Origin of the sequence: Nocardia pneumoniae NBRC 100136, assembly GCF_000308755.1 — a bacterium.
Lineage (GTDB): Bacteria > Actinomycetota > Actinomycetes > Mycobacteriales > Mycobacteriaceae > Nocardia > Nocardia pneumoniae.
On the sequence record NZ_BAGF01000150.1, the window covers coordinates 1 to 24150 of the forward strand.

Below are 24150 nucleotides of genomic sequence, written 5' to 3' on the forward strand. Positions count from 1 at the left end.
ATGATGTGCGGATTCACACTGAAACCGCGGAGGAACTAGGGCATCACAGGAACTGTCTTCAGGCCCTGCCGCATCCGGTCACGACCAGCAAGGCTGAAGGGCATCGAACTGTTGCCCGAAGAGGTCCATCATGAACATCCGCCACGCACCCCTGTACCTGATCGCCCTCGCCATCGCGGCCACGGTGCTGATCGTGATGGGAGTACCGGTCACCACACTGCTCCTGCTTTTGATCGTCCTGGCCTGCCCGATCATGATGATGCTGATGATGGGCGGCCACGGAGAGCGCTCGCACACTGCCGATACCCATGACCACCCCGGCGACGCCCACCCTCACAGACCGACACGCTGACCATCCCAGCGGGACCACTTGGCGAAACCGGACCCAATCTGCACGGACATTGGCGAACGGCCTTACACACCTGCGTGGACGGTGGACGGCGCGGTCGCGAAAGGGCACGTGATGGAGAGGGCGGACCTCACGCCGTGGCCGAGGCGGATATCCAGGACTACGCCGCCGTGTGTGAGTGGAACAGCAGAATGAGCGCGTGGTAGGAAGAACCGCCTGCCACGGGAAAGGGCGACATCATTGACTGTGCGTACCGCACGTCCAATTGTTGTCGGCGTCGACGGCTCGGCAGCCTCGCTCGCCGCCGTTCGCTGGGCCGCGATAGCGGCTGCGCGACGTCACACACCGTTGCATCTGGTCAACGCGCTCGGCGTTCCTGGCGAAGCCTTGCCCGTGCTCGGCACCCTGCTGTTCGATACGAGCGCACACCGCAAGGCAGGTGAGTCCGCACTCAGCTCCGGACGAAGCATCGTGCGGGAGTTGACCGAATCGATCGGCGACCTCGAGGTCGAAACCTTCCTCGAGTCGCCATCCCCGGTGACCGCGCTCGTCCGTCGATCCGCGCACGCCGAACTCCTCACGGTCGGTACCCGTGGACTCGGCACGTTCGAACGAGTACTACTCGGATCCGTCGCTGTGGAGCTGACGAGGCATGCCAGATGTCCGGTGGCCATCATCCCCGGTATCGACGAGGCCCCACCACCCTTGCCGCAGTCTCCGGTCCTGGTGGGCGTGGACGGATCGCTGTGCAGCGCGCACGCGGTCGAGATCGCCTTCGACGAGGCGTCGGCGCGGCGAGTAGGGGTCGTCGCGATGACAATCTGGTCTCGGCGTGACCCACCTGCCGAAACACAGGTGCGAACCGGTGCGTTGCTTGCGGAACGGCTGGCAGGCGTCGCCGAGAAGTATCCCGATGTTCCCGTCGATCGCGTCGTTGCCGAGGGGCAACCCGCGCGGCGACTGCTGCAAGAGGCCCGGAACGCACAGCTGCTCGTGCTCGGCAGCCGAGGGCGCGGCGGAGTCGCGGGCGCGGCCCTCGGCTCGGTCAGTCAGGCAGTGCTGCAGGGAACCCGTATCCCGGTCATCATCGCCACCCGTCGGCAGTGAATTCAGGCACGACAGACTGTGGCTGGGGCGATTGCGCCGACCTGCGGCGCGAATACTTGGTTCGGCGAGATTCTGTCCGGCAATGGGCACCACAGTGACGGGGCGAAGGTCCCCCGGTAAGCGTCGGTTCGGCTCTGTGCGCTCGTTTCGCGCCGCCGTAGCGTTGCAATTCTCCCCAGGTTCGCAGCAAACCGCGCAGAGGAGAAGGTCATGCGCGCACGAGTTGTCTACGAGTCGATGTTCGGCAACACCGCCGCTATCGCGCAAGCCATCGCACAAGGATTACGCGAGCACGCCGAGGTAGAAGTGCTGAACGTGGCGGCCGCCGCCGAGTGTCCTGTGCCGACGATGAACTTGCTCCTGGTCGGCGGACCCACCCACGCGTTCGGGCTCAGCCGCCCGCAGACTCGCCGCGACGCCGCCAAGCAAACCGACGCCCCCATCGCGACCGACATCGGCGTCCGCGAATGGCTGGACGCGGCGCTGCCGGTGCCGCCAGGCCACCGCGCCGCCGCATTCGGCACCAAGATAGCCAAACCCCCATGGCTACCGGGTTCAGCCGCACGCGGCATCGGAAAACGGCTGCGACGCTTGGGCTATTCCCTCGCCGACGAGCCAGTGGACTTCCTGGTCGAAGACACGACCGGCCCCCTCAGCGCGGGTGAACTGGAACGCGCCCGCGTCTGGGCCGCCCGAATCGCTCATACCGAGCTCGACCGCATCACGCACCGAACGTGACCGACGGTCTACGGCGAATCGCCCACCAAGACCAGAAGAAAGCGGAATAAGATGTCTGCCAGCAGCAATCCCCCGATCCTCGTCGGTGTCGACGGCTCGTCGTCCGCGCTCGCCGCCGTACGGTGGGCCGCCACCGACGCAGCCCATCGTCACGCACCGCTGCACATCGTCTACGCGATCGGGGCACCAATGGACTTCGGCCCTGGTATCAGCGTCGCGTATATCGACTACGACAGCTACCGGCAGGCGGGACGGACAGCACTTCAGGCAGCGTGCGAGACGGCCGTCGAGGCAACCTCTTCCATCGGGGAGCTCGACATCAGGACCGACCTGGTCGAGGCGCCGCCGATCCCGGTCCTGCGCGACCGATCCGAATCCGCGCGCCTGCTGGTCGTCGGCACCCACGGGCTCGGCACCTTCAGCCGCATGATCCTCGGCTCGGTCAGTTCGGCGCTGGCCCGGCACGCCGGATGCCCGGTGGCGGTGATCCCGGAGACCACAGACCACTCCGACGGGGCGGTCGTGGTGGGTGTCGACGGCTCGCCGCGTAGCGTCCACGCCGTCGAGATCGCTTTCGACGAGGCCGCGCATCGCGGCGCCGAGTTGGTCGCGGTGCACACCTGGTCGGAGTTCTTCCGCTATGTATCGCGCGCCGAAATGCAGGAAGAAGCCGAGGAATTGCTCTCCCAGAGTCTGGCCGGGTACGGCGAGAAGTATCCAGAGGTGCCGGTCCGTCGCATCGTCGTCGAAGATCGCGCCGCGGAGGTTCTGCTCGAGGTCGGCCAGAACGCAGAGATGATCGTGGTCGGCAGCCACGGGCGTGGCGGGTTCGCCGGGATGACCCTCGGTTCGGTCGGTCAGGCCGTACTGCATGGGGCGAACGTGCCGGTGATCATCGCGAGGGCGGCAAGCTGACCTCTCTCTTGCGCCGCTCAGTCCGAGCGCGCCGAGTTCGCCAGCCGAATCGTCTCCCCCGCCGCCAGCTGTGCGCTCTGCTCCCGGCAGGTGATCTCGATCGGCGGTGCGGGTCCGGTCTCCGAGCCGATCTCGACGGCATCCCCGCTGATGTGCACGGTGAGCCGATGGCCGCGATAGATGATCGGGAATGTCAGCTCGCCCAGCGATTTCGGCCAGTACGGGCAGAAGATCAGGCGGTCGTGGCGGATCTCCATGCCGGTGAAGCACCGCTGTAGCAGGTCGATGCTGCCGGCCATCGCACCGAGGTGAATCCCCTCCGCGGTGGTGCCGCCCTGGATGTCCGCGATATCGGACTCGAGCACCGAGTCGAAGAATTCCACGGCGCGGTCCCGGTTCGCGCGGGCGAGCACCCAGGCGTGCACCAGCGCGCTGAGCGTCGAACCGTGGGAGGTGCGCGCTAGGTAGTAGTCGATGGTGCGTGGGATCATCTCGCCGGTCAGCTCATATCCGAGATGGTCGAGTAATTGTCGGAGTTCGTCTGCCGACAGCAGATAGAACAGCATCAGCACGTCGGCTTGTTTGGCCGCACGGTAGTGGTTGACGTTGTCGCCCTCGGCCTCGAGTATTCGGTCCAGCCGCTGGATATTGCCGTAACGTTGCCGATAGCGGTCCCAGTCCAGTTCGGACAATTGGTCGTAGCCGTCGAACTGGCTGATGACGCCGTCGTGGAACGGAACGTACATGCGGCGAACGATGTCCTGCCAGCGGTCGAGCTCCGAGGGGTGCACGGACAGGACTCGCAGCAATTCCGACCGTGCGCGCGGCGCGAGGAGTGCGAGGGCGTCGAGTGCCCGCCAAATCACCCAGACCGCCATGATATTCGTGTAGGCGTTGTTGTCGATTCCCGTCTCGGGTGCCTGCGGATAGCCGGTGTGGAACTCGTCAGGGCCGATCACGCCATTGATGGTGTAGCGGTCGCGCTCAACGTCGTATCCGGCCAGGCTGGACCAGAATCGCGCGATCTCCACCAGCAACTCGGCGCCGCTCTCGACGAGGAACTCCATGTCGCCCGTCGCCTGATAGTACTGCCACACGTTGTAGGCGATAGCCAGTCCGATGTGATGCGCGCGCCCGCTGGGATCGGGATTCCAATGCCCCGACAGTGGATTGAGATGGAGACGCTGGCTCTCCTCGCGGCCGTCGCTGCCGGACTGCCACGGGAACATCGCCCCGGCCAGCCCAGCTTCAGCTGCTGCTTGGCGGGCCTCGGGAAGGCGGCGGTAACGGTACCGCAACAGCGATCGGGTCAGGGCGGGGAAGCGCGGATTCAGCACCGGGAAGACGAATAATTCGTCCCAGAAGACATGGCCGCGGTATGCCTCACCGTGCAGTCCGCGTGCCGGTACACCCACATCCAGTTCTGTGGTGTTCGGCGACAACGTCTGGGTCAGGTGGAGTAGATGCAGACGCATGATGCGCACCGCGTGTTCTCTACCGTCCCAGTCGATCCGCAGGCGTGCCCACAAATGCTCCCAGGCCACGGCATGACCTTTGAACAGATCGGCGTAATTCCCGCTTGCGTCGAGCCATCGAGCCGCTTCCTCATCGGGACCTGCTGACGCCTGGTCGCGTCCGGTGAAGACGGTGACGATCTTCTCCACGGTCACCGCGTCCCCCTCGGCGACATGGACGGCGAGATCGTGCCCGATGACTCCGTCTCGATGGAACAGTTCCCTTGTCCCGCTGATGGATTCCCGGCCTCGGCGAAGGGTGCTCCGAGTCGCCATCGCGACCGGAATTCCCGATTCGCTGGTGCGCACCACGAGCAGAACCGAATCTTCGGACAATTGCTCGGCCCGCACTGTCATCAGGTGCTTTTCAGACAGGTCCCGATAGCGCTCCACCAGTCGGTTTCGGATGGAGCCGTCGACGACCGAACGGATCCGTAGATTCCCCGACCAATTCTCGGCGGTGATGGTCATCGCCAGGGCGCCGAAATGCGGCCGGTGCATCGCCACGAACCGGCGCTGTGCCACCGTGGTGATCCGTCCTGCGGTGTCGCGAAATCGGAACTGCCGCACCAGTTCGGCGCGGCGCAGATCGAATTGCTGCCTGTACCACAGCAGATCGGCGGTATCGAGGTCGAACCAGTCGCCACCATCGATCCGGAAGGTCACCGGCAGCCAATTCGGCAAATTCACCAGGCTCTCGTTATCGATGCGCCGACCCGCGATCTGGTCGTGGAGCCGGTTGTACACCCCGGCGATGTAGGTGCCCGGATAGTGGACCGCACCGGCCCCGCATTCCGGCGCCGCGCCGCGGGTGGCGAAGTAGCCATTACCGACCGTGCAAAGCGCCTCGCGGAGCTTCTCCTGCGGCGGGTCGTAGCCGTCAAAGGTGAGCGTCCACGATTCCGGAGGGTTCGCAACCGTTTCAGTGTGCAACAGGTCTGCCAGCCGCTCGAGGAAGTGGCGCACCTGGCGCGGTCCGGCGACCGCGAATCGCGCGGCCGTGTATCTGTCGCCGGTCTCGTCGTGACGCACCACGACCGCGAGGCCATCGGATGCGACGGCGTCGAAGGCGTCCTCGTCGGTCAGATCGTCACCCAGGTAGATCGGCAGCACGGGCATGGTGACGTGCTCGAGGATCCAGCGCAGGGCAGTGCCCTTGTCCCAGTCCACATCGGGGCGCAATTCGATGACCCGCCGCCCATGCGTTACGCGTAGTCCGGCCGCATGCCCGGCCTCGTGCGCCGCGGCGACCACACCTGCGACATTCTCGGCCGCGACGTTGCGGTGATGGACCGCGACCGCGAATCGTTTGTGTTCGACCAGGACTCCCGCGATTTCATGCAACTGTCGCCGAAGCTCGGCGGCGACTTCGGCGAGCGCTTGTTCGGCGCCCGGCGCGGCGTCGTGGACATGGCAGGTGCCGTCCGGGCCCATCAGCTCGAAGCCGTGGCTGCCCGCATACCAGATCCCACTTACACCCACGCGCTCACGCAGATCGCGTAAATCGCGTCCACTGATCACCGCGACGGGGCATTCCTCGGCCAGCTTCTCCAGCACCGTGGCCACTCCGTCGACCGGTCTCGCGGCGTCCGGATCGGCGACGATCTCGGCCAAGGTGCCATCGAAATCCAGCAGTACGGCGGCCTTCTCGCTGCCGAGGAGATCCGCCACGCGTGGCCAGCATTCGACCGCGTCCGATATCTCGGACATTCGCCGGAATCCTCCGCGTAGTCGCACCCGTCGGAGATCATCGACAACAGCGTCGGCGCCCCGCGCCAGCAACCGGCTCGCGTGCCCGCCCCGATCGACACCGATGACCAGCGCGAAGCCACCGCTCCGCCCCGCCGCGACCCCTGCCTCGGCGTCCTCGACCACAACCGTGCGGCCGGGGTCGGCCCCTAGTCGGCGCGTGGCCTCGAGCAGCATCGCCGGATCGGGTTTGCCCGGCAAATCCAGTTCCTCGGCCGCGATGCCATCCACCCGAACCGCGAACAGGTCGGCGATACCGGCGGCCGCGAGCACGTGCGCGCAGTTGCGGCTGGCGGAGAACACTCCAGTGGCGATCCCCGCGGCGTGCAGTCGCCGAACGAGCGTGACGGTCGATTCGAACACCCGCACGCCGTCGCGCGCGATCCGGTCCCGGAACAGGCGATCCTTGCGGTTGCCCAGCCCACACACGGTCTCCGCCGTCTCCGGATCGGAGGAAGTGCCCCAGGGCAGCGCGATGCCTCGCGCGGCGAGGAAGTCCGCGACGCCTCGATAGCGTGGTTTGCCATCCACGTACCGCAGGTAGTCGGTTTCGGTGAACGGCGACCGGTCTTGCCCGGCGCCGGCCGGACGCCGAGTCAGGAAATCGTCGAACAGCTCCGCCCAGGCCGCGGCGTGAATCGACGCGCTGTCGGTGACCACACCGTCCATATCGAAGATCACCGCGTCGTGGCGGCGCGCATCGATCCGCGGCGCCGCGGGTGCACCGTTTCCCACACCTCCAGAGTGAATGGGCCGATCAGTCCCGTCCAGGGGAAAAGGTCCGCAACAGCCGCCCGACATGCGGGCCCACCAGCCACTGGACCCGGGACCAACGACCCCTCCGTCACCGGCCTCCAGCGCCTACCGTCGACGATATGACCGAGCCCCCGAGCGGTGAAACCATCGAGAAGGCCGTCCTCCTCGCAGGCCGGGCGCCATCGCTGCACAACAGCCAGCCCTGGCACTGGATGTTCGACGGCCATGCGCTGCGTCTGTTCGCCGTACCCGAACGTATGTTGCCGGCGACGGACACCGCCGGCCGGCAGATGCTGATCAGCTGTGGCATCGCGCTGGGTCATCTGCGGGCAGCCATGGCCGCCGCCGGTTGGCGCATCTTCGTGGCCCGCTTCCCCAACCCGCACCAGCGACATCACCTCGCCACCATCACGTTCCAACCAGCCGAGATCGTGACAGATGGCGACCGTGCCCGAGCCGACGCCATACTGCGCAGGCGCACCGACCGACTGCCGTTCGCGGCGCCCATCAACTGGTCCGATTTCGAATCCGTGCTGCGGACCACTTTCGATCCGGCCGACGCCACCCTCGACGTGCTGCACGACGACAGCCGTCCCGCGCTGGCCCGCGCTTCGGAGATGACCGCGTCCCTGCGTCGCTACGACTCCGGATACCACGCCGAATTGCAGTGGTGGACCGGCCACACAGTCGCCGACGCCGGTGTCCCGGAGGAAGCGCTTATTTCCCCCGAAGAACGGCAGCGGGTCTCCGTGGGCCGTCAGTTTCCCACAACCCCCGGCGCGTCTCGACGCGGCGAACTCACCGCCGACCACTCGGTGATCCTCGTGCTCTCCTGCGACAGCGACGCCGCCGAAGACCTGGTGCCCTGCGGTGAGGTGACCTCCACCGTGCTGCTGGAATGCACACTCGCCGGGTTCGCCACGTGCCCGCTGACTCATCTGACCGAGGTACCGCGCAGCCGCGCCGTCGTCCGCGAGCTGACCGCGCACCCCGGCCTGCCACAGGTTCTGATCCGAGTCGGCATCGCGGCGGAATCCGAGCGGAACGGTCCCGTGACGCCACGCCGGCCGCTCGCCGAAATCCTCGACATGCCGCAATCCACCGGATAGACGAATCGACCTCACCAGCAGGGAAACAGGGACATCATGAGAACGACGACGCTTGCCGCGGCTACAGCATCGGCCCTTGTCGGCCTAGCCGTGGGCTATCGAAGGTTCTGGCGCACCAAATGTTTGACCTGGGGTGCCGCGGCGGAGGAGATCGCGAGGGTCATGCCCGGTGACGAGTTGCTCGTCGACGCGGACATTGTCGCGACTCGTGCGATCACGATCGGGACGGGCGCGGACGCGATCTGGCCGTGGCTGGTTCAGCTGGGTCCCGGCCGAGGCGGCGCCTACACCTACGACTGGATCGAGAACCTACTCGGCCTCGATATGCACAGCGCCGAGGAGATCCTGCCGCAGTTCCAGAACCTCGCGGTCGGCGAGAGCTTCCCGCTGGGCAAGTCCGGCCCGCGCATGCGAGTGGCGGTCCTCGAACCCCAGCGCGCCTTGGTTTTCGCCTCCGACGACGGCCGCTGGGTGTGGGCGTTCGGTCTCTACCCGATGGGTACGGCAACCCGGCTGGTGAGCCGCAACCGCATCGCACTGGCCGGAGCGTCGACGCTCACCCGGCTGGTCACCCTGCTCATGATGGAACCGGGGAGTCTGTTGATGGAACGGAAGATGCTGCAGGGTATCAAGCGGCGTGCCGAGGGTATGGGAACACGGGACATGTGGATGACCAAGGGCCCTGGCCCGCGGGCGGAAGGCCCGTATCCGGCTGACCTGGAGCCGAGAAGACTTCAGATATGACCGCCGATGACGACGCTCCTGCCGGACCGGTCCCCGATCGCCCGGCGATGCTCACGGCGCTACGGCTGGCTACACGCGCACCCTCGGTGCATAACACGCAGCCGTGGCGCTGGGTGTTCGATGGCACCCGCCTGCACCTGCACACCGACGCCGATCGACTGCTGAGCTCGACCGATCCCCGCGGCCGCCAGTTGGTGATCAGCTGCGGCAGCATGCTGCACCACGCGCGGACCGCCTTCGCCCACCAGGGGTGGCACACCGACACCGTGCGCTTACCAGACCCGCAACAATCCGGTCATTTGGCGACGATCGAGTTCCGGCCGTGGCCGGACCCGCCCGCTGGCGTCCACACTCGTGCGCTCGCCATCGACCGTCGGCGCACCGATCGGCTGCCCATGATGGCCCCGGAGGGGTTCGACGACATCGTGCCCCGGATGCGCATGCTCAGCTCTCCGCACGAGGTCGAACTCGGTGTTCTCGACGAGAGCGCCCGTCCGCGCCTGGCCGCCGCATCGCAGCGGACCGAAGCCCTGCGCCGCGACGATCTGCTGTATCAGACCGAGATGGATTGGTGGGCGGGACATCCAGATGCGCCCGAAGGCGTGCCGCCGTCCGCGCTGGTGTCGGACGCGGAGTTCGCGCGGGTCGGTATCGGACGCGCCTTCCCCTCCGCCCCACATTCGATGCGGCGCGACCACATCGAAGACCATGCGCGACTGGTGGTGCTCAGCACCGACGGCGACTCGGTCATGCAGTGGCTGCGCACCGGCGAGGCACTGTCGGCGGTGCTGCTGGAATGCACCGCGGCCGGGCTGGCGACCTGCGCGTTGACCCATATCACCGAACTCCCGACCGGCCGGAACCTGCTCACGAACCTGATTGCCCGTCCGGGCACGCCGCAGGTGGTGATCCGCGTCGGGACCGCGCCCGAGGACAGCGAGATGATCCCGCCCACTCCCCGCCGCCCGCTCACGGACATCTTCACCGTCGTCGGCGCTTCCCGTTGATGCCATCGGTATCGGCCGTGCGTAAGACTGACGGGACCGTCGCCGTACGCGACGGTTTCGTCAGCGGCTGGATTTTTCTCAGTAGCCGGTGTCACGGCGACGAAATCCGGCGAAACCGAACGCCATACCGGCTCCTGCTATCGCACTGATCACGACGATCGGCGCGGCGCTCGAGGGTTCGAGAGGTGCCTTCGGAGTGTGCGTATACGGGGATGCATCGTCGAACCAGGCGGGCAGATCGAAGGCCGTCGCGAACAGCACCGCGACGGCACAGTAGGCGAAGGCCGCCCACGCCAAGGGGACGGCCGCCCTCGGCAACCAGCCCAATCCGATCGCCGCGACCGCGGCGAGCAGCCAGACAGCTGGCAGATAGCCGAGCGACACCCCGGTCATGCGTAGTGGCTGGACGGCATCGGTAATCGTCAACCCATATGCCAATCCGATGCCGAAACCGCCGACAGCCAGCACGAACGCGCCGCCGAACACGGCGACCGCGAGATGACTCGCCAGCCAGGCGTACCGGCTGACAGGTGCGGCCAGGACAGGTTCGGCCCGGCCCGCGGTCTCCTCCCCGCGTGCGCGCAGCACGCTGGTCACAGCGTATGCCGAGGCCAGCAGCGCGACGATGGAGACCGTGAGCGCCAGATACGAATCCACCGCGTCGGCTACGCCGCCCGGCAGATAGGCGGCGATCTCCGGATTGTCGGCGAGAAAGTCCTCGATACTGTCGGCGAACGAGCCGTACGCCGCGCCGAGCGCGAAAACACCGATGGCCCAACCGCATAGCGAGCCGCGCTGCAACCGCCAGGCCAGACCGAGTGGTGAACTCAGAGCCCGAGAAGCGGTCGCGCGTCCGGTCGCGTACGGAAACAGTCCCGCGCCGAAGTCCCGCCGGTCGAGCAGCGCGAACGCGACAGCGGTGAGCGCGAGCGTCGCGGCGGCGAACAGCAGCACCGTCCACCAGCGGTCGCCTACGTACGGATAGCTGCGCTGACCCCATCCGATGGGCGATGTCCAGGAAGCAACGCCGCTGCCGACGTCGCCGATGGCCCTGGCCACGTACGCCGCCGCGAGCGCCAAGCCCACGGCCCCATAGACGCTGCGTGGATTCTCGAAGACCTGGGCGGCGACCGCGGTGACAGCGGCGAAGGTGACACCTACCCCGCCGGTGACCACTCCGAGCAGCAGCGATCCGCTGACCGGCAGTCCGGTGCCGACCGCGGCGGCGAAGATCACCAGCACGACGGCGACATCGGCGAGCCCGGCCAATCCCAGCGCCGCGACCGCGGGAGCCCGGCGTCCCACTCGCGCCGAACGCAGCAGTTCGGCCCGCCCCGTTTCCTCGTCCGAGCGAGTATGCCGACCGACCAGGAACATGTTCATCAACGCGACCACGACCGCCAGATAGGCGAAGATCTCGAACACGATCTCGCCGCCGATGGTGTCCAGCAGCCGGGTCGGCCCGCCCATGGCGATGGCTGCCGCACTCGCGCCCATCGTCTCGCGGATCTGCGCGAGCTTCTGTGGTGTGTCGTAGAAGCGCTGACTTCCGAGGGACTGGAACGTCAGCAACGCGGCGGTGCCCAGCAACCAGCACGGCAGCGTGAATCGCTCGCGCCGCAACGCGAACCGCAGCAGTGTGCCTGCTCCCGGAGTGATCTCCCGCAGCGCCGACGTAGTAGTCATGATCCCTCCTCGACCGCGGGGATCGGCTCGGGGCCGTAGTGGCGCAGGAAGATGTCCTCCAGCGTGGGCGGTGTGCTGGTGAGGCTGCGCACGCCGAGATCGGCCAGTATGCGCAGGACGGTGTCGAGTTGGGCGGTGTCGGTATCGAACCTGGCCCGCGTGCCGTCGCGGACGAGATCGTGCACGCCCGGCATCGCGTCCAGATCCGTCGGTGGACGGATCGTTTCGACGGTGATCGTGGTGCGCGTCAGATGCCGCAGCTCGGACAGCGTGCCGCTTTCCACGGTGCGTCCGTGTCGGATGATGCTCACCCGGTCGCACAGGGCCTCCACCTCGGCGAGGATGTGGCTGGACAACAGCACGGTCCGGCCCTCGTGCTTCGATTCCTCGATACAGCGCTGGAATTCTGCCTCCTTCAGCGGATCGAGGCCAACGGTCGGCTCGTCGAGCAGCAGCAACTCCGCATCCGAGGCCAATGCCGCGACGAGCGCGACCTTCTGCCGGTTGCCCTTCGAATAGGCGCGTGCTTTCTGGCGCGGGTCGAGATCGAATCTCTCCAGCAGTTCGTCGCGGCGTCGCCGGTTGATGTCGCCGCGCAACCGCCCCATCAAGTCGATGACCTCGCCGCCGGTGATCCCGGGCCAGAGGATGACCTCACCGGGCACATACGCCAATCGGGCGTGTAACGCGACCGCGTCCGACCACGGGTCGCCGCCGAGCATGCGCACCGTCCCGGAGTCCGCGCGCAGCAGGCCCAGCAGAACTCGGATCGTCGTCGTCTTGCCCGAACCGTTCGGCCCGAGGAATCCGTGGATCTCCCCGGTGCGCACGGTCAGATTCAGGCCGTCGAGCGCCCGAGCGGTGCCGAACGATTTCGTCAGACCGGCGATGGAGATCGCGGACTCGGTCATCGGGACATCCTTCCTGTCCGTGGTGTCCACGGGTATTCGGATTTCCACATGGACAGCGGGTGCAGGTCGAAGTGCATTCGCATCGTGCCGGTGCGGGACTCGCGGGAGAGGAGAATCCTGCCGGTACCGAGGCCCCACCGCGCCAGATCGATGCGGAAGGCCAATGGATCGTCCGGATCGTCCGGGTACAGCGGGAGCCCGCGCAGCAGGGCGGGAATCGGGGTGAGCACCCGCAGCACCGGCTGGCCACCGCTGATGCGGACGTCGACACCCGCGCCCACCATAGATCGGGCGCGGACGTCGGTGAGCGATCCGGGCAGCCGGTAGTAGCCGCAGATCTCCGGCCAAGTCTCCGGACGGTGCGGGATGTCGCCGCGAATCGCCGGTTCGGCGATGCCGAGCAGCTCGTGCAGCAGACCGGAGGTCTCGGCGGGAAGCCAGAGCATGGCCTGATGGCCGCCCGTGACAAAGACCATGACGCCCAGGGCATCGTCGGGCGCCAGCCAGATCTGGGCGTTGAATCCAGGCAGGATGCCCTGATGCTCGACCACCCGATGGTCCCCGACAGTACCGCGGAAGAATCCCAGGCCCATACCCGGCACCCGGGGATCGGGTTGGTATTGCGGCGCGTACATCATTGCGAGCGTGTCGGATTCGAGGACCGACCCGTGTTCGTTGCGGCCCCCGCCGAGCAGCGCGGTGAGGTACCGGCCCATATCGCGCGGCGTCGAGTAGATCGAAGCGGCACCGGCGGTGATCATCTCGCGATGTGTGATCTCTTTCGGGCCGTGCGCGCGCAGCGTGTACCCGGTGGCCCGGCGCATCGGTGTGAGATCGGGCGCGGCGAGACTCGTGTCGTTCATTCCCAGCGGCCTGAACAAGTGCTCACGCAGATAAATGGCGAAAGGCACGCCGGTGACGTCCGCGACGATCTGACCGAGGGTGGCGAAGCCATGGTTGGTGTATGTCCACCGGGTGCCCGGTTCGGCCTGAACCCGCAACCCGCGCCGGTAGTATTCGCTCAGCGGCGGAACCTGAGTGCCCGGCGGGACGCTTTCGCCGAAATCGGGGCCGAGCACCCGCAGCGGGTGGGCCGTCTCACCGATGCCCGAAGTGTGTGTCAGCAGGTGACGCACTGTCACCGGCCCGAAGTGCGGATCGGCCGGGACGAGACGGTAGGCGCGCAGATACTTGCTCGCCGGAGCGTCCAGATCGATCAACCCGCGCTCCCACAGTTGCATCACCGCGATCGCCGTGAACGTCTTGGTGATCGAGGCGATCCGGAAGATCGTGTCCTCGGTAACCGGCCGGTTAGCGGCGATGTCGGCCAATCCGTGCCCGGCGAACTCCATCCGCCCGTCACGCACGACCCCGACCGCGGCGCCGACAACCGGCCGACGATTGAACACCGCTTCGATCCGCCTTGCCAACCGGGCTTCGTCGATTTCCAGCACGGCTCCTCCATTCAGCAGCCCGCCCATCCGGCGGCGTGATACCAGCCTGTGACTGCCCGGCACCTGAGCGGAGGAGGATATCGGCTCGAACCGTGGGGACGAACGTCCCCGCCCGTTCGAAGACGGTCCGGCCGTAATCCGTCACAGCGGTCCCGGGGCAGTAGGCCATGCGCCTGCGTCGCCGCTGGATGCGTCGGTCCGGACGAGTTCTTCGTACAGTTCCGCGATACGGCCTGGCAGTCCCGGGCGGGTGCCCGCGGTGGTGAGCGCCGCGGTCGCCGCGGCGATGCCAAGGCGCACCGCGGCATCCAGTGCGTATCCCCTGGCCAGCCCGGCGGTGGTGCCGCCGACCATCGCGTCCCCGGCACCGATCCCGCTGCGCACACGGGCTGGGATCGGCGCGAACCACTCATGCGATTCCCTGGTCACCACCATCGCTCCGGATGCACCGAGCGACAGAAGCACGATCTCGGCCAATCCGGAGGTGATCAGCCCGCGGGCCGCCGACAACTGTTCGGCACTGTCGCGCAGCGGACGGCCGACATAGTCGCTGAGTTCCCGCACGCTGGGCTTGATCAGATACGCGCCGCCGCGCACGCCGCGCAGCGCGGCGCCCGACGTGTCCAGTACCACGCGAACACCCAGGTCGACGACGAGATCGATGAGGATCTGATAGAAGTCCGGCGACGCACCCGGCGGCAGGCTTCCACTCGCGACGAGGTAATGCGCGCCGCTCACCGCTCGCTCCACCTCGGCCAGGCAACGGTGCTGTTCCGGATTGGTCAGCCGCGATCCGGGAAAGACGAACCGATACTGCTCGCCAGTCGACTCTTCGGTGATCGCGAGGCTCTCCCGGGTGGCTTCGGCCACAGGCACCGGCCGCACCGGCACTCCGGCATCGCGCACCAACTGCTCGAGCAGCTTGCCGCTGTACCCACCGGAGGGGAACACCGCCATCACCTCGACGCCGAGCGCGGCCACCGTGCGCGCCACGTTGATCCCACCACCACCCGGATCGAATCGAGGTGCCGCACAGCGCATCTTGTCGACCGGCACAACTTTCGCCACCCGAGTCGCGAGATCGACAGCGGGGTTCATCGTCAAGGTCACGATCGGACCCACCGGAAACCTCCTCGAACAAGCGTTCAGGGCTGAACGTCGGCCGCCCGGCGACCTCTTGGGGCGGGATCTCCGACACTGTCGATTTCACGGGCATTCCGGTCCGGCGGGTAGAGCACGCAGTACTCCGGTATCCCCGATCGTTGTCCGTGGGATGGGGACCAAAGTCCTCCCACGCCGGTCGGCCGGGGTCGCCGCCGTGCAGGGGCCAATGGTCACCGGGCCAAGTGCCGGTCGAAACGAGCGCTTCTCAGCTTTCGGCGGACTGGGAGGTGCCTTCGTGCGACCGATAGTGCCTGGACGAGAAGTAGGCCGCCGCGACTTCTTCCCGCGCACGCAGTTCATCGCTGGTGACCACATGGGCGTCCGGCCCGGGGAAAGTGAGTGCCCGGTGCCCGGAATCGGTCCAGTGCACCAGGTAGGGCGGCGCCCCGTCCTTGCCGTGGACTTCCTCGATGAGACCGTGCCGCACCGTGCCGCCGACACTGCGCCCCTCCACGATCAGCCAGTCGCCTGCTTTTGCGTACATCGACACCAACCTCCTGTGCAGTCTGAATCTCATCGTCGCGACGGGCCGGAAACCGGCGATAGGGCCGTTGGTCGCTGCGAGGGGCGACCGACGACATGGATCGCGACGACGTGGTGTCGCGCAATCTCCTACTGGAGGGCCTGAAACACTGGCGTTTCCCGGCTCATCGGGCAAACTTGCGCCTGTGGAACCGACTGTGAACAGCGCGGAGCTATTCGAAACGGCGGCTGCCCATGCCACCCGTGACGTGCCGATCGCCGATCCTGGGGAAACGGCCGACGCTGTCCTGGCCCGCATGCGCGGTGACCGATTTGCCAGCGCGGCCGTGATCGCGGTGTGTGACGGCACTCGACTCGCGGGGCTCATCACGATCGAGAATCTGCTCGCGGCACCCCCGGCGACGGCCGTCGGTGCGGTGATGGATCCCGATCCACCGACGATCGCCGGACACAAAGACCAGGAGGCGGCGGTGTGGGAGGCATTGCGGCATGAGGAACCGGGGCTCGCTGTCATCGATGCCGAGGGCCGATGGCTCGGGCTCATTCCACCGCGGCGGCTGCTGACGGTGCTCCTGCAAGAGCACGACGAGGATGTCGCCCGGGTCTCCGGATATCTGAAATCCGCGACCGGCGCCCGGACGGCAACCGTCGAACCGATCGGCCGCCGACTGTGGCACCGCTTGCCGTGGCTGCTGGTAGGGCTGGTCGGCGCGATGCTCGCCGCGGGTGTCGTGGACATCTTCCACGCCGAACTGGAACGGGAAGTCCTTGTCGCCTTCTTCATCCCCGGCGTGGTCTATCTGGCCGACGCGGTCGGCACCCAGACGGAGGCGCTGGTGATTCGCGGGCTCGCGGTGGGTGTCGGCATCCGTCGCATCGTCTACCGGGAATCCGTCACCGGTCTGCTCATCGGGGTGTTGATCGCCGTCGTGTCATATCCGCTCACCTTGATGTTGTGGGGTGAACAGGACGTGTCGCTGGCGGTGGCGATCTCCCTGCTGGCCGCATGCTCGGTCGCCGCGGTCGTGGCGATGGGTCTGCCGTGGACGATGTCGAAAGTGAAGATCGATCCGGCGTTCGGCTCCGGACCATTGGCAACCGTCGTTCAGGACCTTCTGTCGATCCTCATATACCTCGGAGTGACCGCGCTCGTCGTGACATGATGGCGGCCCATCGCGTCGGTCACTACGGGACCGGGCGCAGTGCCACCGCGGTCACCTTGTACTCGGGGCAGTCGGTGACCTCGTCGGTGCGGCTCGAGGTGAGTTCGTTGGTCGGTGCCTGCGGGAAATGGAACGCGGTGAACACCTGGCCGGGTGCCACCTCGTCGGTGAGTCGCGCCACCAGCGTCATCCGGCCGTGGCGGCTGCGGATCTCCACCTCGGCGCCCCCGGCGACACCCAGAGCGGCGGCGTCGCTCGGCGCCAGGTCGAGAGTTTCGGCGGCGAGCAGGTCCGCGTTGGCGGTGCGCCGGGTCATCGATCCGGTGTTGTAGTGCATCAGCCTGCGGCCGGTCACCAGGACGAACGGGTACTCGGTGTCCGGCTGCTCCCCCGGTGGCAAGTAGGGACGCGCGGCCAGCTGTGCCCGGCCATCCGGGGTCGCGAAGCCGTCCAGATACAGCACCGGTGTTCCCGGGTGTTCGCTGGACGGGCACGGCCACTGGAGCGGTCCCATGGCATCCAGCCGCCGATGGCTGATTCCACCGAAAGCCGGTGTGAGGTCGGCGCATTCGGCCATGGCATCAGCGGGTGCCGGGCAGCCGAGATCGGCGCCCATCGCGGCGGCGAGTGCGTGCAGGATCGCGAAGTCGGTGCGGACCTCGCCCGGCGGTGCGAGCGCCGGGCGGACGCGCTGGAATCGGCGCTCGAAATTGACGAAGGTGCCGTCCTTTTCGAAGAATGCGGCGGCGGGCAGCACCACATCGGCCAATTCCGCGGTGCGGGAGAGGAAGACGTCCTGGCTGACGACGAAATCACAGGCGGCCAGCGCGGCACGGACGTGGTTGGCGTCCGGATCGGACGTGACGATGTCCTCGCCGATCACATATAGTGCCCGCAGGTCCCCGTCGAGTGCGGCCCCGAACATCGCGGGGATGCGCAATCCTGGACGCGGCGGCACCTCCGCGCCCCATGCCGCTGAGAAGCGTTGCCGCGCAGCGTGGTCGGTGATCTTCTGGTAGCCCGGCAAGACATCAGGCAGTGCACCCATGTCCGAGGCGCCCTGTACGTTGTTCTGTCCGCGTAGCGGCAGCACCCCACAGCAGCCAGGAGTGCCGACCGCGCCGCGCAGCAGCGCGAGGTTCGCCAGTGTGCGCACCCCGTCGGTGCCATGGATGTGTTCGGTGACGCCCAGCCCGTACACGATCACCGGCCGTTCGGCGCGGCCGAACAGCCGCGCCGCCGCGATCAAGGATTCCGCTGAGATACCTGCGATCGCGGCGACCTGGTCAGGCGCATAGTCGCGCAGCAGTTCGACGAGTTCGGTGAGCCCGCTGGTGCGGGTCTCGAGGTAGGCGCGATCAACGGAGCCGTCATCGAGCAGCACCCGCGCCAGACCATTGAACACCGCGACATTCGATCCCGGTCTGCCGCGCAGGTGGATGTCGGCCATCTCCGCGAGCTCGGTGCGGCGCGGATCGATCACGATCAAGGCCGCCCCGGCGGTCACCCGGTGCACGATGCGCGAGCCGACCACCGGGTGGGCCTCGGTCGGATTGGCCCCGACTACCACGATGCAGTCGGCGCGGTCGAGATCGTCGAGGGAGTTGGTGCCGCCGGCGTACCCGAACGAGGCGGTGAGCCCGGCGGCGGTCGGCGCGTGGCACAGCCGTGAGCAGTTGTCGATGTTGTTGGTGCCCAATACCGTCCGAGCGAACTTCTGCGCGAGGTAATTCTCCTCGTTGGTGGCGCGGGCGGAGCAGATCATCCCGATGGCCGTACCGCCGTGACCGTCGCGGATGCGGGTCAGTTCACGGGCGGTCAGTGTCAGCGCCTCTGCCCAGGTCGCCTCGCGCAACGGTGAGCCGCGGCCCGCCGAGCGGATCAACGGCTGGGTGAGCCGCTCACCGGAGCTGACGAAGCCGTGCGCGAATCGACCCTTCACGCAGGCATGTCCGCGGTTGACCGGTGCGCCGTGGGTGGGGGTGACCGAGACGATCCCCGCCGGATCGGTGTGCACGTCCAGCGCGCAACCGACTCCGCAGTACCCACATGTGGTAGTCGTCGTGGCAGTGTATTCACGGTCCATGCAACGGCTTTCGAACAACGCGCCGGTAGGGCACGAGTCGACGCAGCCACCGCACGACACGCACGGCGACTCCACCCACGGGCCGCCGTTGCCCGCTACGACGACGGTGTCGAAGCCTCGACCGGACAGTTCGAGCGCGAAAGTGCCCTGTACCTCGGCGCACATGCCGACGCACCGCCCGCAGGCGATACACAGATCGCGATCCAAGGTGAGGTACGGATGTGAGTCGTCGATGCCACGCTCGTGCACGGCACCGGAGAATGCGCCGCCGCGCACATCCAGCCGCTCGCACACCCGCACCAATTCGCTGTGCTGGGACGGAATATCGAGTGCTCGCGGCGGGAGTTCCGAGATGATCAGTTCGAGCGCGCCGCGCGCGGCAGACCGTGCCGCGGAATCGTCCGGGTCGATGGTCATGCCGTCGCGAACGGGTGTCGTGCACGCGGCCACTACGGAGTGGTCGGCGCGGACCAAGCACACCCGGCAGGATCCACGGGGGGTCAGCCGCTCGTCATGGCACAGTGTCGGCACATCGCCGCCCGCGGCCAGGACCGCGTCCAGAATCGTGGCGGTGTCAGCGATGTCGATCTGCCGACCGGACACCTGCACCCGCGCCATCACGACCTGCTCGAGGACGGTTCGGCGTACACGCGCAGCAGGCTCCGCACCGCGGCGGCCACGCCCGACCCGAACGCGCACATGCTGCCGCTCTTCATGATGTCGAGCAGGCGCCCATACGTCTCGTCGGCCGCAGCCAGCGCAGGATCCATGTTGCCGACCAGTTCGAGGCCGCGCCGCGTGCCCACCCGGCATGGCGCGCAGGCGCCGCAGCTCTCGCGGGCCGCGAACGTCCACAAGTGCCGCAGCAGATCCACCGCCCGCACCTGCTCGGGGATGGCGACCACGCTGCCGTGCCCGAGGCTTACGCCATATGCGGCGAGGTCGGCCGAGGCAAGGCCGACGTCGAGATCGTGTGAGCCGAGGAAGCCGCCGAGCGGGCCACCGATCTGGATCGCACGCAGACGTTGCCCGTCGCGCAGGCCACCGCCGAGCTCTTCCACGATGCGGCGTAACGGCGTTCCGAATTCCACCTCGTACACCCCGGGCGTGGTGAACTGCTCGTTGAGGCACACGAGCTTGGTCCCGGTCTCGGCTTCCCGGCCGAATCGGGCGTACGCGGCGCCGCCGTGTCGCACGATCCACGGGATTGCCGAGAGGGTTTCGACGTTCTGCACCACGGTGGGACGTCCCGCGTAGCCGTATTCGGTCGGATACGGAGGTCGCGCCTGCGCCGAGCCGCGCAGCCCCTGCAACGAACGCAGCAGCGCCGTCTCCTCCCCCGCGACGTACGAACCGGCGCCGTCGTGCACCGCGATGTCGAACTGGATGCCGGAGCCGTGGATGTCGTCTCCGAGATGCCCTGCGGCCTTGGCTTGTTCGATCGCCTTCCGCAGCGCCGCCGCCGCGGCCGGATACTCCGACCGCACCAACACCAGACCGTGCCGGGCGCCGACCGCGTATCCGCACAGCGCGAGTCCTTCGAGCACTCGGCACGGGTCGTATTCCATGAGCAGGCGGTCGCAATAGGATCCGGGGTCTCCCTCGTCGCCGTTGGCGACGACATAGCGCGGTGGCGGGCAGTCGCGGGCGGCGCGCCACTTGGCGGCCACCGGGTATTCGGCACCGCCCCGTCCGCGCAGACCCGACCGCGCGACCTCCTCCGCGATACTGCTCCCGGACCGCCGCGACAGCACCGTCGACCATGTTTCCCACGGTTGTTCACGCCCGCCGAGCCCGGCGAGTATCACCGGTTCCCGTGCCGCGCAGGCATATGGAATCCGTGGCGCGAGTGTACGATCCGGACCGGTCAGCGCGGTATCGCCGACGAGCATCGCCGGTGCCGCATAACAGAATCCGAGGCAGTACACGTGCTGGGCAGCAGTGCCCGCGTCGTAGATCGCGCCGCCGCGGGCCACGAAGCACCCGGTGCCGTCGCATACCCGCACCTGGTGTCTGGAGGCGAGGTCGGCATAGAACGACGCGGTCCCTGCCACCGCCGCGACGGGACGGCGCGCGTCCGTCGCGACGGCGTCGATATCCGATCGCGTTATCTCGTGATGGTCGGCGATGGCATCCCGCAATCCCTCGGTCACGTCGTCAGCGGGGGTAGCGAACCGATTCGCACGCACCGCCATCCAGTCTCGGGGTCGGCCGTTCATCGCCTCCTCGCTTCCATCCAGGCTCGTCGACGGTCGGCACCGACCACTCTGCTCCGCGCCCGGCACGGCGGGGCAGGGTCAAGCGACTCTCCGTCGTGAGGACATAGGTCCCTGTCGCCAGGTACACATCCGCCTTACCCAGAGGCGCCGCGCAGGGTGTGCACGCGCCGGTAACCGTCTCCCGCGATTCCGGGGATCATAGGTCTGCCCGGCGCAATCAGCCGCAGCACCGGTTCGAGTGCAGAGGGTGGGTCACATCCCCATCGTCATCGGCGGCAGGATCCCCCACTCGTGCAGGCGCATCATGAACATGTGGATCATCTGGGCCAGTTCGGACCCCATAACCGTTCATCTCCTCTTTGCATCGGACGCTCACTGGTTTCCCGGTGGAAACCTGCGGTCAAGAAATACCCTCCGCTGCCCGAACACCCGGCACGAGTGCAACGTGTCACCATCTGTCGTGACATTCGTCCCCACGGCGGCCTGGACGGTCCAGGCCGGGCACACCCGCGGTCGCCCAGCCGTCGCCATACCCGGGCGTCGGTCGTGCCTGGCCGTATCCGCTGCGCGCGGATCGTCCTAGCTGGTGACACCGGCCACAGGGCCACCCGCGTCGGCATGCCGCGCGGCCAGGACCCACACGGCCTTGTGGAAGGGCGTGCCCCTCATCGCCGTATTCCAGCATGGCCAGGGTCGAATTTCTTTCTCCTGCCAGGGCCGTTGGTCTATCGGCGTGGTACGGATGGCGCTACCGGAAGCCGTCGTCGCGATGCATGATCGGCTCATCGGACCGAGCATGGCCCGGCCATCCTGGTAGGAGGAGGCGGATCCATGACCATAGGTATCGTCCTACTGGTCGCGTGCGTGATCGTGTCGCTGGCGCTGCTGCGGCGGGCGATCGTAGCGGCCACCGACAGGACCGTTCGTGACGGTCGGGCCCGAGGGTATCGGCGCGATGGCGACGACACGACTCCGAGCCCTGCGCCTCGGGCCATGTCCGACAAGTCCGATGCGTCGGCGCTGAAGGCTGAACCAGGGTGCGCCGATCCGGCGTGGGTGTGGTCCGCCCTGGACGCGGAGAACGCTCTGCTGGCCGCGTTGCTCGCCCGGCGGATCGATCCGGCAGAATACCGCGCCCGCATGGTCCGGCTGGCCCGCCGGTGCGAACCGGCCGGCCCGGCGACCGGCGACCGATAGCCGACCGCGATGCGCTCGAACGACATTGCGGCCCAAGCCCTATGGGAGATGGCGGATCTGATCGCCATCTCCGGCGGGGATCCGTACCGGGTCCGATCCTATGAAAAGGCGGCCCGTTCGGTCGCCGGGTATCACCTCGACATCGATAGCCTCGATCGCAAGGGTCTGATGGCCATTCCGGCGGTCGGTGCGCACACCGCCGACCGCCTGCTGGAGCTGCGCCGCACCGGCCGGATCGCGGACCTGGAAGAACTGCACGCCCAGTTGCCCGCGGGGCTGCGCGCTCTGCTGGGGATTCCTGGGCTCGGACCGCGCCGGGCCCACCAGGTGTACGAGGAGCTGGGCATCTCCTCGATGCCGGAACTGATGACCGCGCTGCACGACGAACGGCTGCGCACGCTGAAGGGCTGGGGTGAGACCAGCGAGCGCAATCTCGCACAAGCGATCCGCGGCATGCAGGAGTCCGGGGGCCGTATCCCGCTGGCGGTGGCGCTGGACATCGCCGAGAGTCTCGTCGCCGATCTCGAGACGCTACCCCAGGTGAGCCGGGTCGACTATGCCGGGTCGCTGCGCCGCATGCGGGACACCGTCGGGGATATCGACCTGCTCGTCGCGTCCGACGACGATCGGGAAACGGTCATGGAACACTTCTGCGCGCTGTCGCTGGTGGATCGGATACTCGCGCACGGACCAACCAAGTCATCGATCGTGACGACCCAGGGCATCCAGGTGGATCTGCGTGTCGTACCGGCCTCGTCCTGGGGTGCCGCGCTGATGTATTTCACCGGGTCCAAGGCCCACAACATCCACATTCGGAAGCTGGCGGTCCGGGCCGGGCTGAAGTTGAGCGAATACGGGCTATTCGACGCGGACACCGACCGGCTCGTGGCGGCGGCGACCGAGCCGGAAATCTACGACGCCCTCGGACTGCCGTGGATTCCGCCGACCCTGCGCGAGGATCGCGGCGAGGTCGAGGCCGCGGTGGCCGGCCAGCTGCCACGGCTGGTCCAGACCACGGATCTGAAGGGCGATCTCCATCTGCACACCGACCTGACCGACGGCCTCGCGCCCGCCGCGGACATGATCGCCGCCGCCGCACGCCACGGCTACCGGTACTGCGCCATCACCGATCACGCTCCGCTGCTGGCGATGCAGCGGATGACTCGCGAGAAGGCCCTTGCCCAGCGGTGCGAGCTGCATGAGCTCGCCTCCAGCCACCACATCGCGGTCCTGCACGGCTCCGAGCTGAACATCGCCGCCGACGGCACGCTGGACTGGGATGACGACTTCCTCGCCGGCTTCGACATCCTCATCGCCTCGGTGCATTCCCATTTCGACCAGTCGCGCGAGGCGATGACTCGCAGGCTCATCACCGCCATCGAACACCCATACGTCGACATCGTCGGCCACCCCACCGCCCGTATCCTCGGCCGCAGGCCACCGATCGAATTCGACGCCGACGCGGTGTTCACCGCCGCGGCCCGGACCGGCACCGCTCTGGAGATCAACGCATTTCCCGACCGGCTCGACCTCGACGACGAACTGGTCGGACGAGCACGCGAATTCGGCGTCGTGTTCGCCATCGACACCGACGCCCATGCCGTCCCCCACCTGGACCACATGCGCTTCGGCGTCGCCACCGCACAGCGCGGCTGGATCGAGTCCGCCCAGGTCATCAACACTTGGCCACTGCGCCGTCTGCGGAGCTTCCTCACGAAGCCTCGCCGCCGAGTGTCCGCGCGGCGGGCGTGAGCAGTCGCCGGGCGGCCAGCGGTCAGCCTTCCCGGGTGGCACGGCGT

Annotated in this window: 18 protein-coding genes; 10 read left to right on the forward strand and 8 right to left on the reverse strand. The window is 67.5% G+C overall.

Annotated features, from left to right (window positions below; translation table 11 throughout):
* Nucleotides 1-130: 130 nt before the first annotated feature.
* The 4 genes from ON34_RS30805 to ON34_RS30820 all read left to right on the forward strand — a co-directional run bounded on the left by ON34_RS30805 (nucleotide 131) and on the right by ON34_RS30820 (nucleotide 3109).
* On the forward strand, nucleotides 131-352 hold the full coding sequence (locus ON34_RS30805; protein WP_040786397.1) for a DUF2933 domain-containing protein: 222 nt from the start codon (nucleotides 131-133) through the stop codon (nucleotides 350-352).
* A 243-nt stretch (nucleotides 353-595) separates the two neighbouring features.
* On the forward strand, nucleotides 596-1456 hold the full coding sequence (locus ON34_RS30810) for a universal stress protein (RefSeq protein WP_245548288.1): 861 nt from the start codon (nucleotides 596-598) through the stop codon (nucleotides 1454-1456).
* A 210-nt stretch (nucleotides 1457-1666) separates the two neighbouring features.
* Nucleotides 1667-2194 (forward strand): flavodoxin domain-containing protein, encoded by a 528-nt coding sequence (locus ON34_RS30815; RefSeq protein ID WP_040786400.1) that lies wholly within the window; start codon nucleotides 1667-1669, stop codon nucleotides 2192-2194.
* Between the two features lie 51 nt (nucleotides 2195-2245).
* Nucleotides 2246-3109, forward strand: a complete 864-nt coding sequence (locus tag ON34_RS30820; RefSeq protein WP_040786401.1) for a universal stress protein — start codon at nucleotides 2246-2248, stop codon at nucleotides 3107-3109.
* Between the two features lie 17 nt (nucleotides 3110-3126).
* Here ON34_RS30820 and otsB read toward each other — a convergent pair whose 3' ends face one another.
* The gene (gene otsB, locus ON34_RS30825) at nucleotides 3127-7173 is read right to left on the reverse strand and encodes a trehalose-phosphatase (RefSeq protein WP_083889918.1); all 4047 of its coding nucleotides are present in this window, start codon (nucleotides 7171-7173) and stop codon (nucleotides 3127-3129) included.
* A gap of 74 nt (nucleotides 7174-7247) precedes the next feature.
* Between otsB and ON34_RS30830 the strand changes: the two genes are divergently transcribed.
* The 3 genes from ON34_RS30830 to ON34_RS30840 all read left to right on the forward strand — a co-directional run bounded on the left by ON34_RS30830 (nucleotide 7248) and on the right by ON34_RS30840 (nucleotide 9988).
* Entirely contained in the window at nucleotides 7248-8237 is a 990-nt protein-coding gene (locus ON34_RS30830) for an Acg family FMN-binding oxidoreductase (protein ID WP_040786404.1), read from the forward strand.
* Between the two features lie 162 nt (nucleotides 8238-8399).
* Complete coding sequence (locus tag ON34_RS30835; protein ID WP_174372094.1) at nucleotides 8400-8981, forward strand: SRPBCC family protein; 582 nt, start codon at nucleotides 8400-8402, stop codon at nucleotides 8979-8981.
* Complete coding sequence (locus tag ON34_RS30840; protein WP_051023378.1) at nucleotides 8978-9988, forward strand: Acg family FMN-binding oxidoreductase; 1011 nt, start codon at nucleotides 8978-8980, stop codon at nucleotides 9986-9988. Before ON34_RS30835 ends, ON34_RS30840 begins: the two co-directional genes overlap by 4 nt.
* 78 nt (nucleotides 9989-10066) lie before the next feature.
* Here the strand turns inward: ON34_RS30840 and ON34_RS30845 are convergent, their stop codons facing one another.
* The 5 genes from ON34_RS30845 to ON34_RS30865 all read right to left on the reverse strand — a co-directional run bounded on the left by ON34_RS30845 (nucleotide 10067) and on the right by ON34_RS30865 (nucleotide 15687).
* Nucleotides 10067-11674 (reverse strand): ABC transporter permease, encoded by a 1608-nt coding sequence (locus ON34_RS30845; RefSeq protein WP_040786406.1) that lies wholly within the window; start codon nucleotides 11672-11674, stop codon nucleotides 10067-10069.
* Nucleotides 11671-12585 (reverse strand): ABC transporter ATP-binding protein, encoded by a 915-nt coding sequence (locus tag ON34_RS30850; RefSeq protein WP_040786543.1) that lies wholly within the window; start codon nucleotides 12583-12585, stop codon nucleotides 11671-11673. Before ON34_RS30850 ends, ON34_RS30845 begins: the two co-directional genes overlap by 4 nt.
* Complete coding sequence (locus ON34_RS30855; protein ID WP_245548282.1) at nucleotides 12582-14039, reverse strand: serine hydrolase domain-containing protein; 1458 nt, start codon at nucleotides 14037-14039, stop codon at nucleotides 12582-12584. Before ON34_RS30855 ends, ON34_RS30850 begins: the two co-directional genes overlap by 4 nt.
* 141 nt (nucleotides 14040-14180) lie before the next feature.
* Nucleotides 14181-15161: a 1-phosphofructokinase family hexose kinase gene (locus tag ON34_RS30860; RefSeq protein WP_218003955.1), complete on the reverse strand. Its 981-nt coding sequence runs from the start codon at nucleotides 15159-15161 to the stop codon at nucleotides 14181-14183.
* A gap of 247 nt (nucleotides 15162-15408) precedes the next feature.
* Entirely contained in the window at nucleotides 15409-15687 is a 279-nt protein-coding gene (locus ON34_RS30865) for a DUF1918 domain-containing protein (protein ID WP_051023379.1), read from the reverse strand.
* Nucleotides 15688-15871: 184 nt separating this feature from the next.
* Between ON34_RS30865 and ON34_RS30870 the strand changes: the two genes are divergently transcribed.
* On the forward strand, nucleotides 15872-16849 hold the full coding sequence (locus ON34_RS30870; protein ID WP_040786407.1) for a magnesium transporter: 978 nt from the start codon (nucleotides 15872-15874) through the stop codon (nucleotides 16847-16849).
* Nucleotides 16850-16871: 22 nt separating this feature from the next.
* On the opposite strand, the gene fdhF is transcribed toward ON34_RS30870, so the two are convergent.
* Together fdhF and ON34_RS30880 are read right to left on the reverse strand one after the other, a co-directional pair.
* Nucleotides 16872-19553 (reverse strand): formate dehydrogenase subunit alpha, encoded by a 2682-nt coding sequence (gene fdhF, locus ON34_RS30875; protein ID WP_040786411.1) that lies wholly within the window; start codon nucleotides 19551-19553, stop codon nucleotides 16872-16874.
* A complete protein-coding gene (locus tag ON34_RS30880; RefSeq protein ID WP_218003956.1) occupies nucleotides 19553-21154 on the reverse strand; it encodes an NADH-ubiquinone oxidoreductase-F iron-sulfur binding region domain-containing protein in 1602 nt (533 codons plus the stop codon). Before ON34_RS30880 ends, fdhF begins: the two co-directional genes overlap by 1 nt.
* A gap of 831 nt (nucleotides 21155-21985) precedes the next feature.
* On the opposite strand from ON34_RS30880, the gene ON34_RS30885 reads away from it, so the two are divergent.
* Both ON34_RS30885 and polX read left to right on the forward strand, forming a co-directional pair.
* On the forward strand, nucleotides 21986-22351 hold the full coding sequence (locus ON34_RS30885; RefSeq protein WP_040786413.1) for a hypothetical protein: 366 nt from the start codon (nucleotides 21986-21988) through the stop codon (nucleotides 22349-22351).
* Nucleotides 22352-22360: 9 nt separating this feature from the next.
* Nucleotides 22361-24103 carry a DNA polymerase/3'-5' exonuclease PolX gene (gene polX, locus ON34_RS30890; protein WP_040786415.1) on the forward strand — a complete coding sequence of 581 codons (1743 nt, stop codon included), beginning with the start codon at nucleotides 22361-22363 and terminating at the stop codon, nucleotides 24101-24103.
* Nucleotides 24104-24150: the final 47 nt, after the last annotated feature.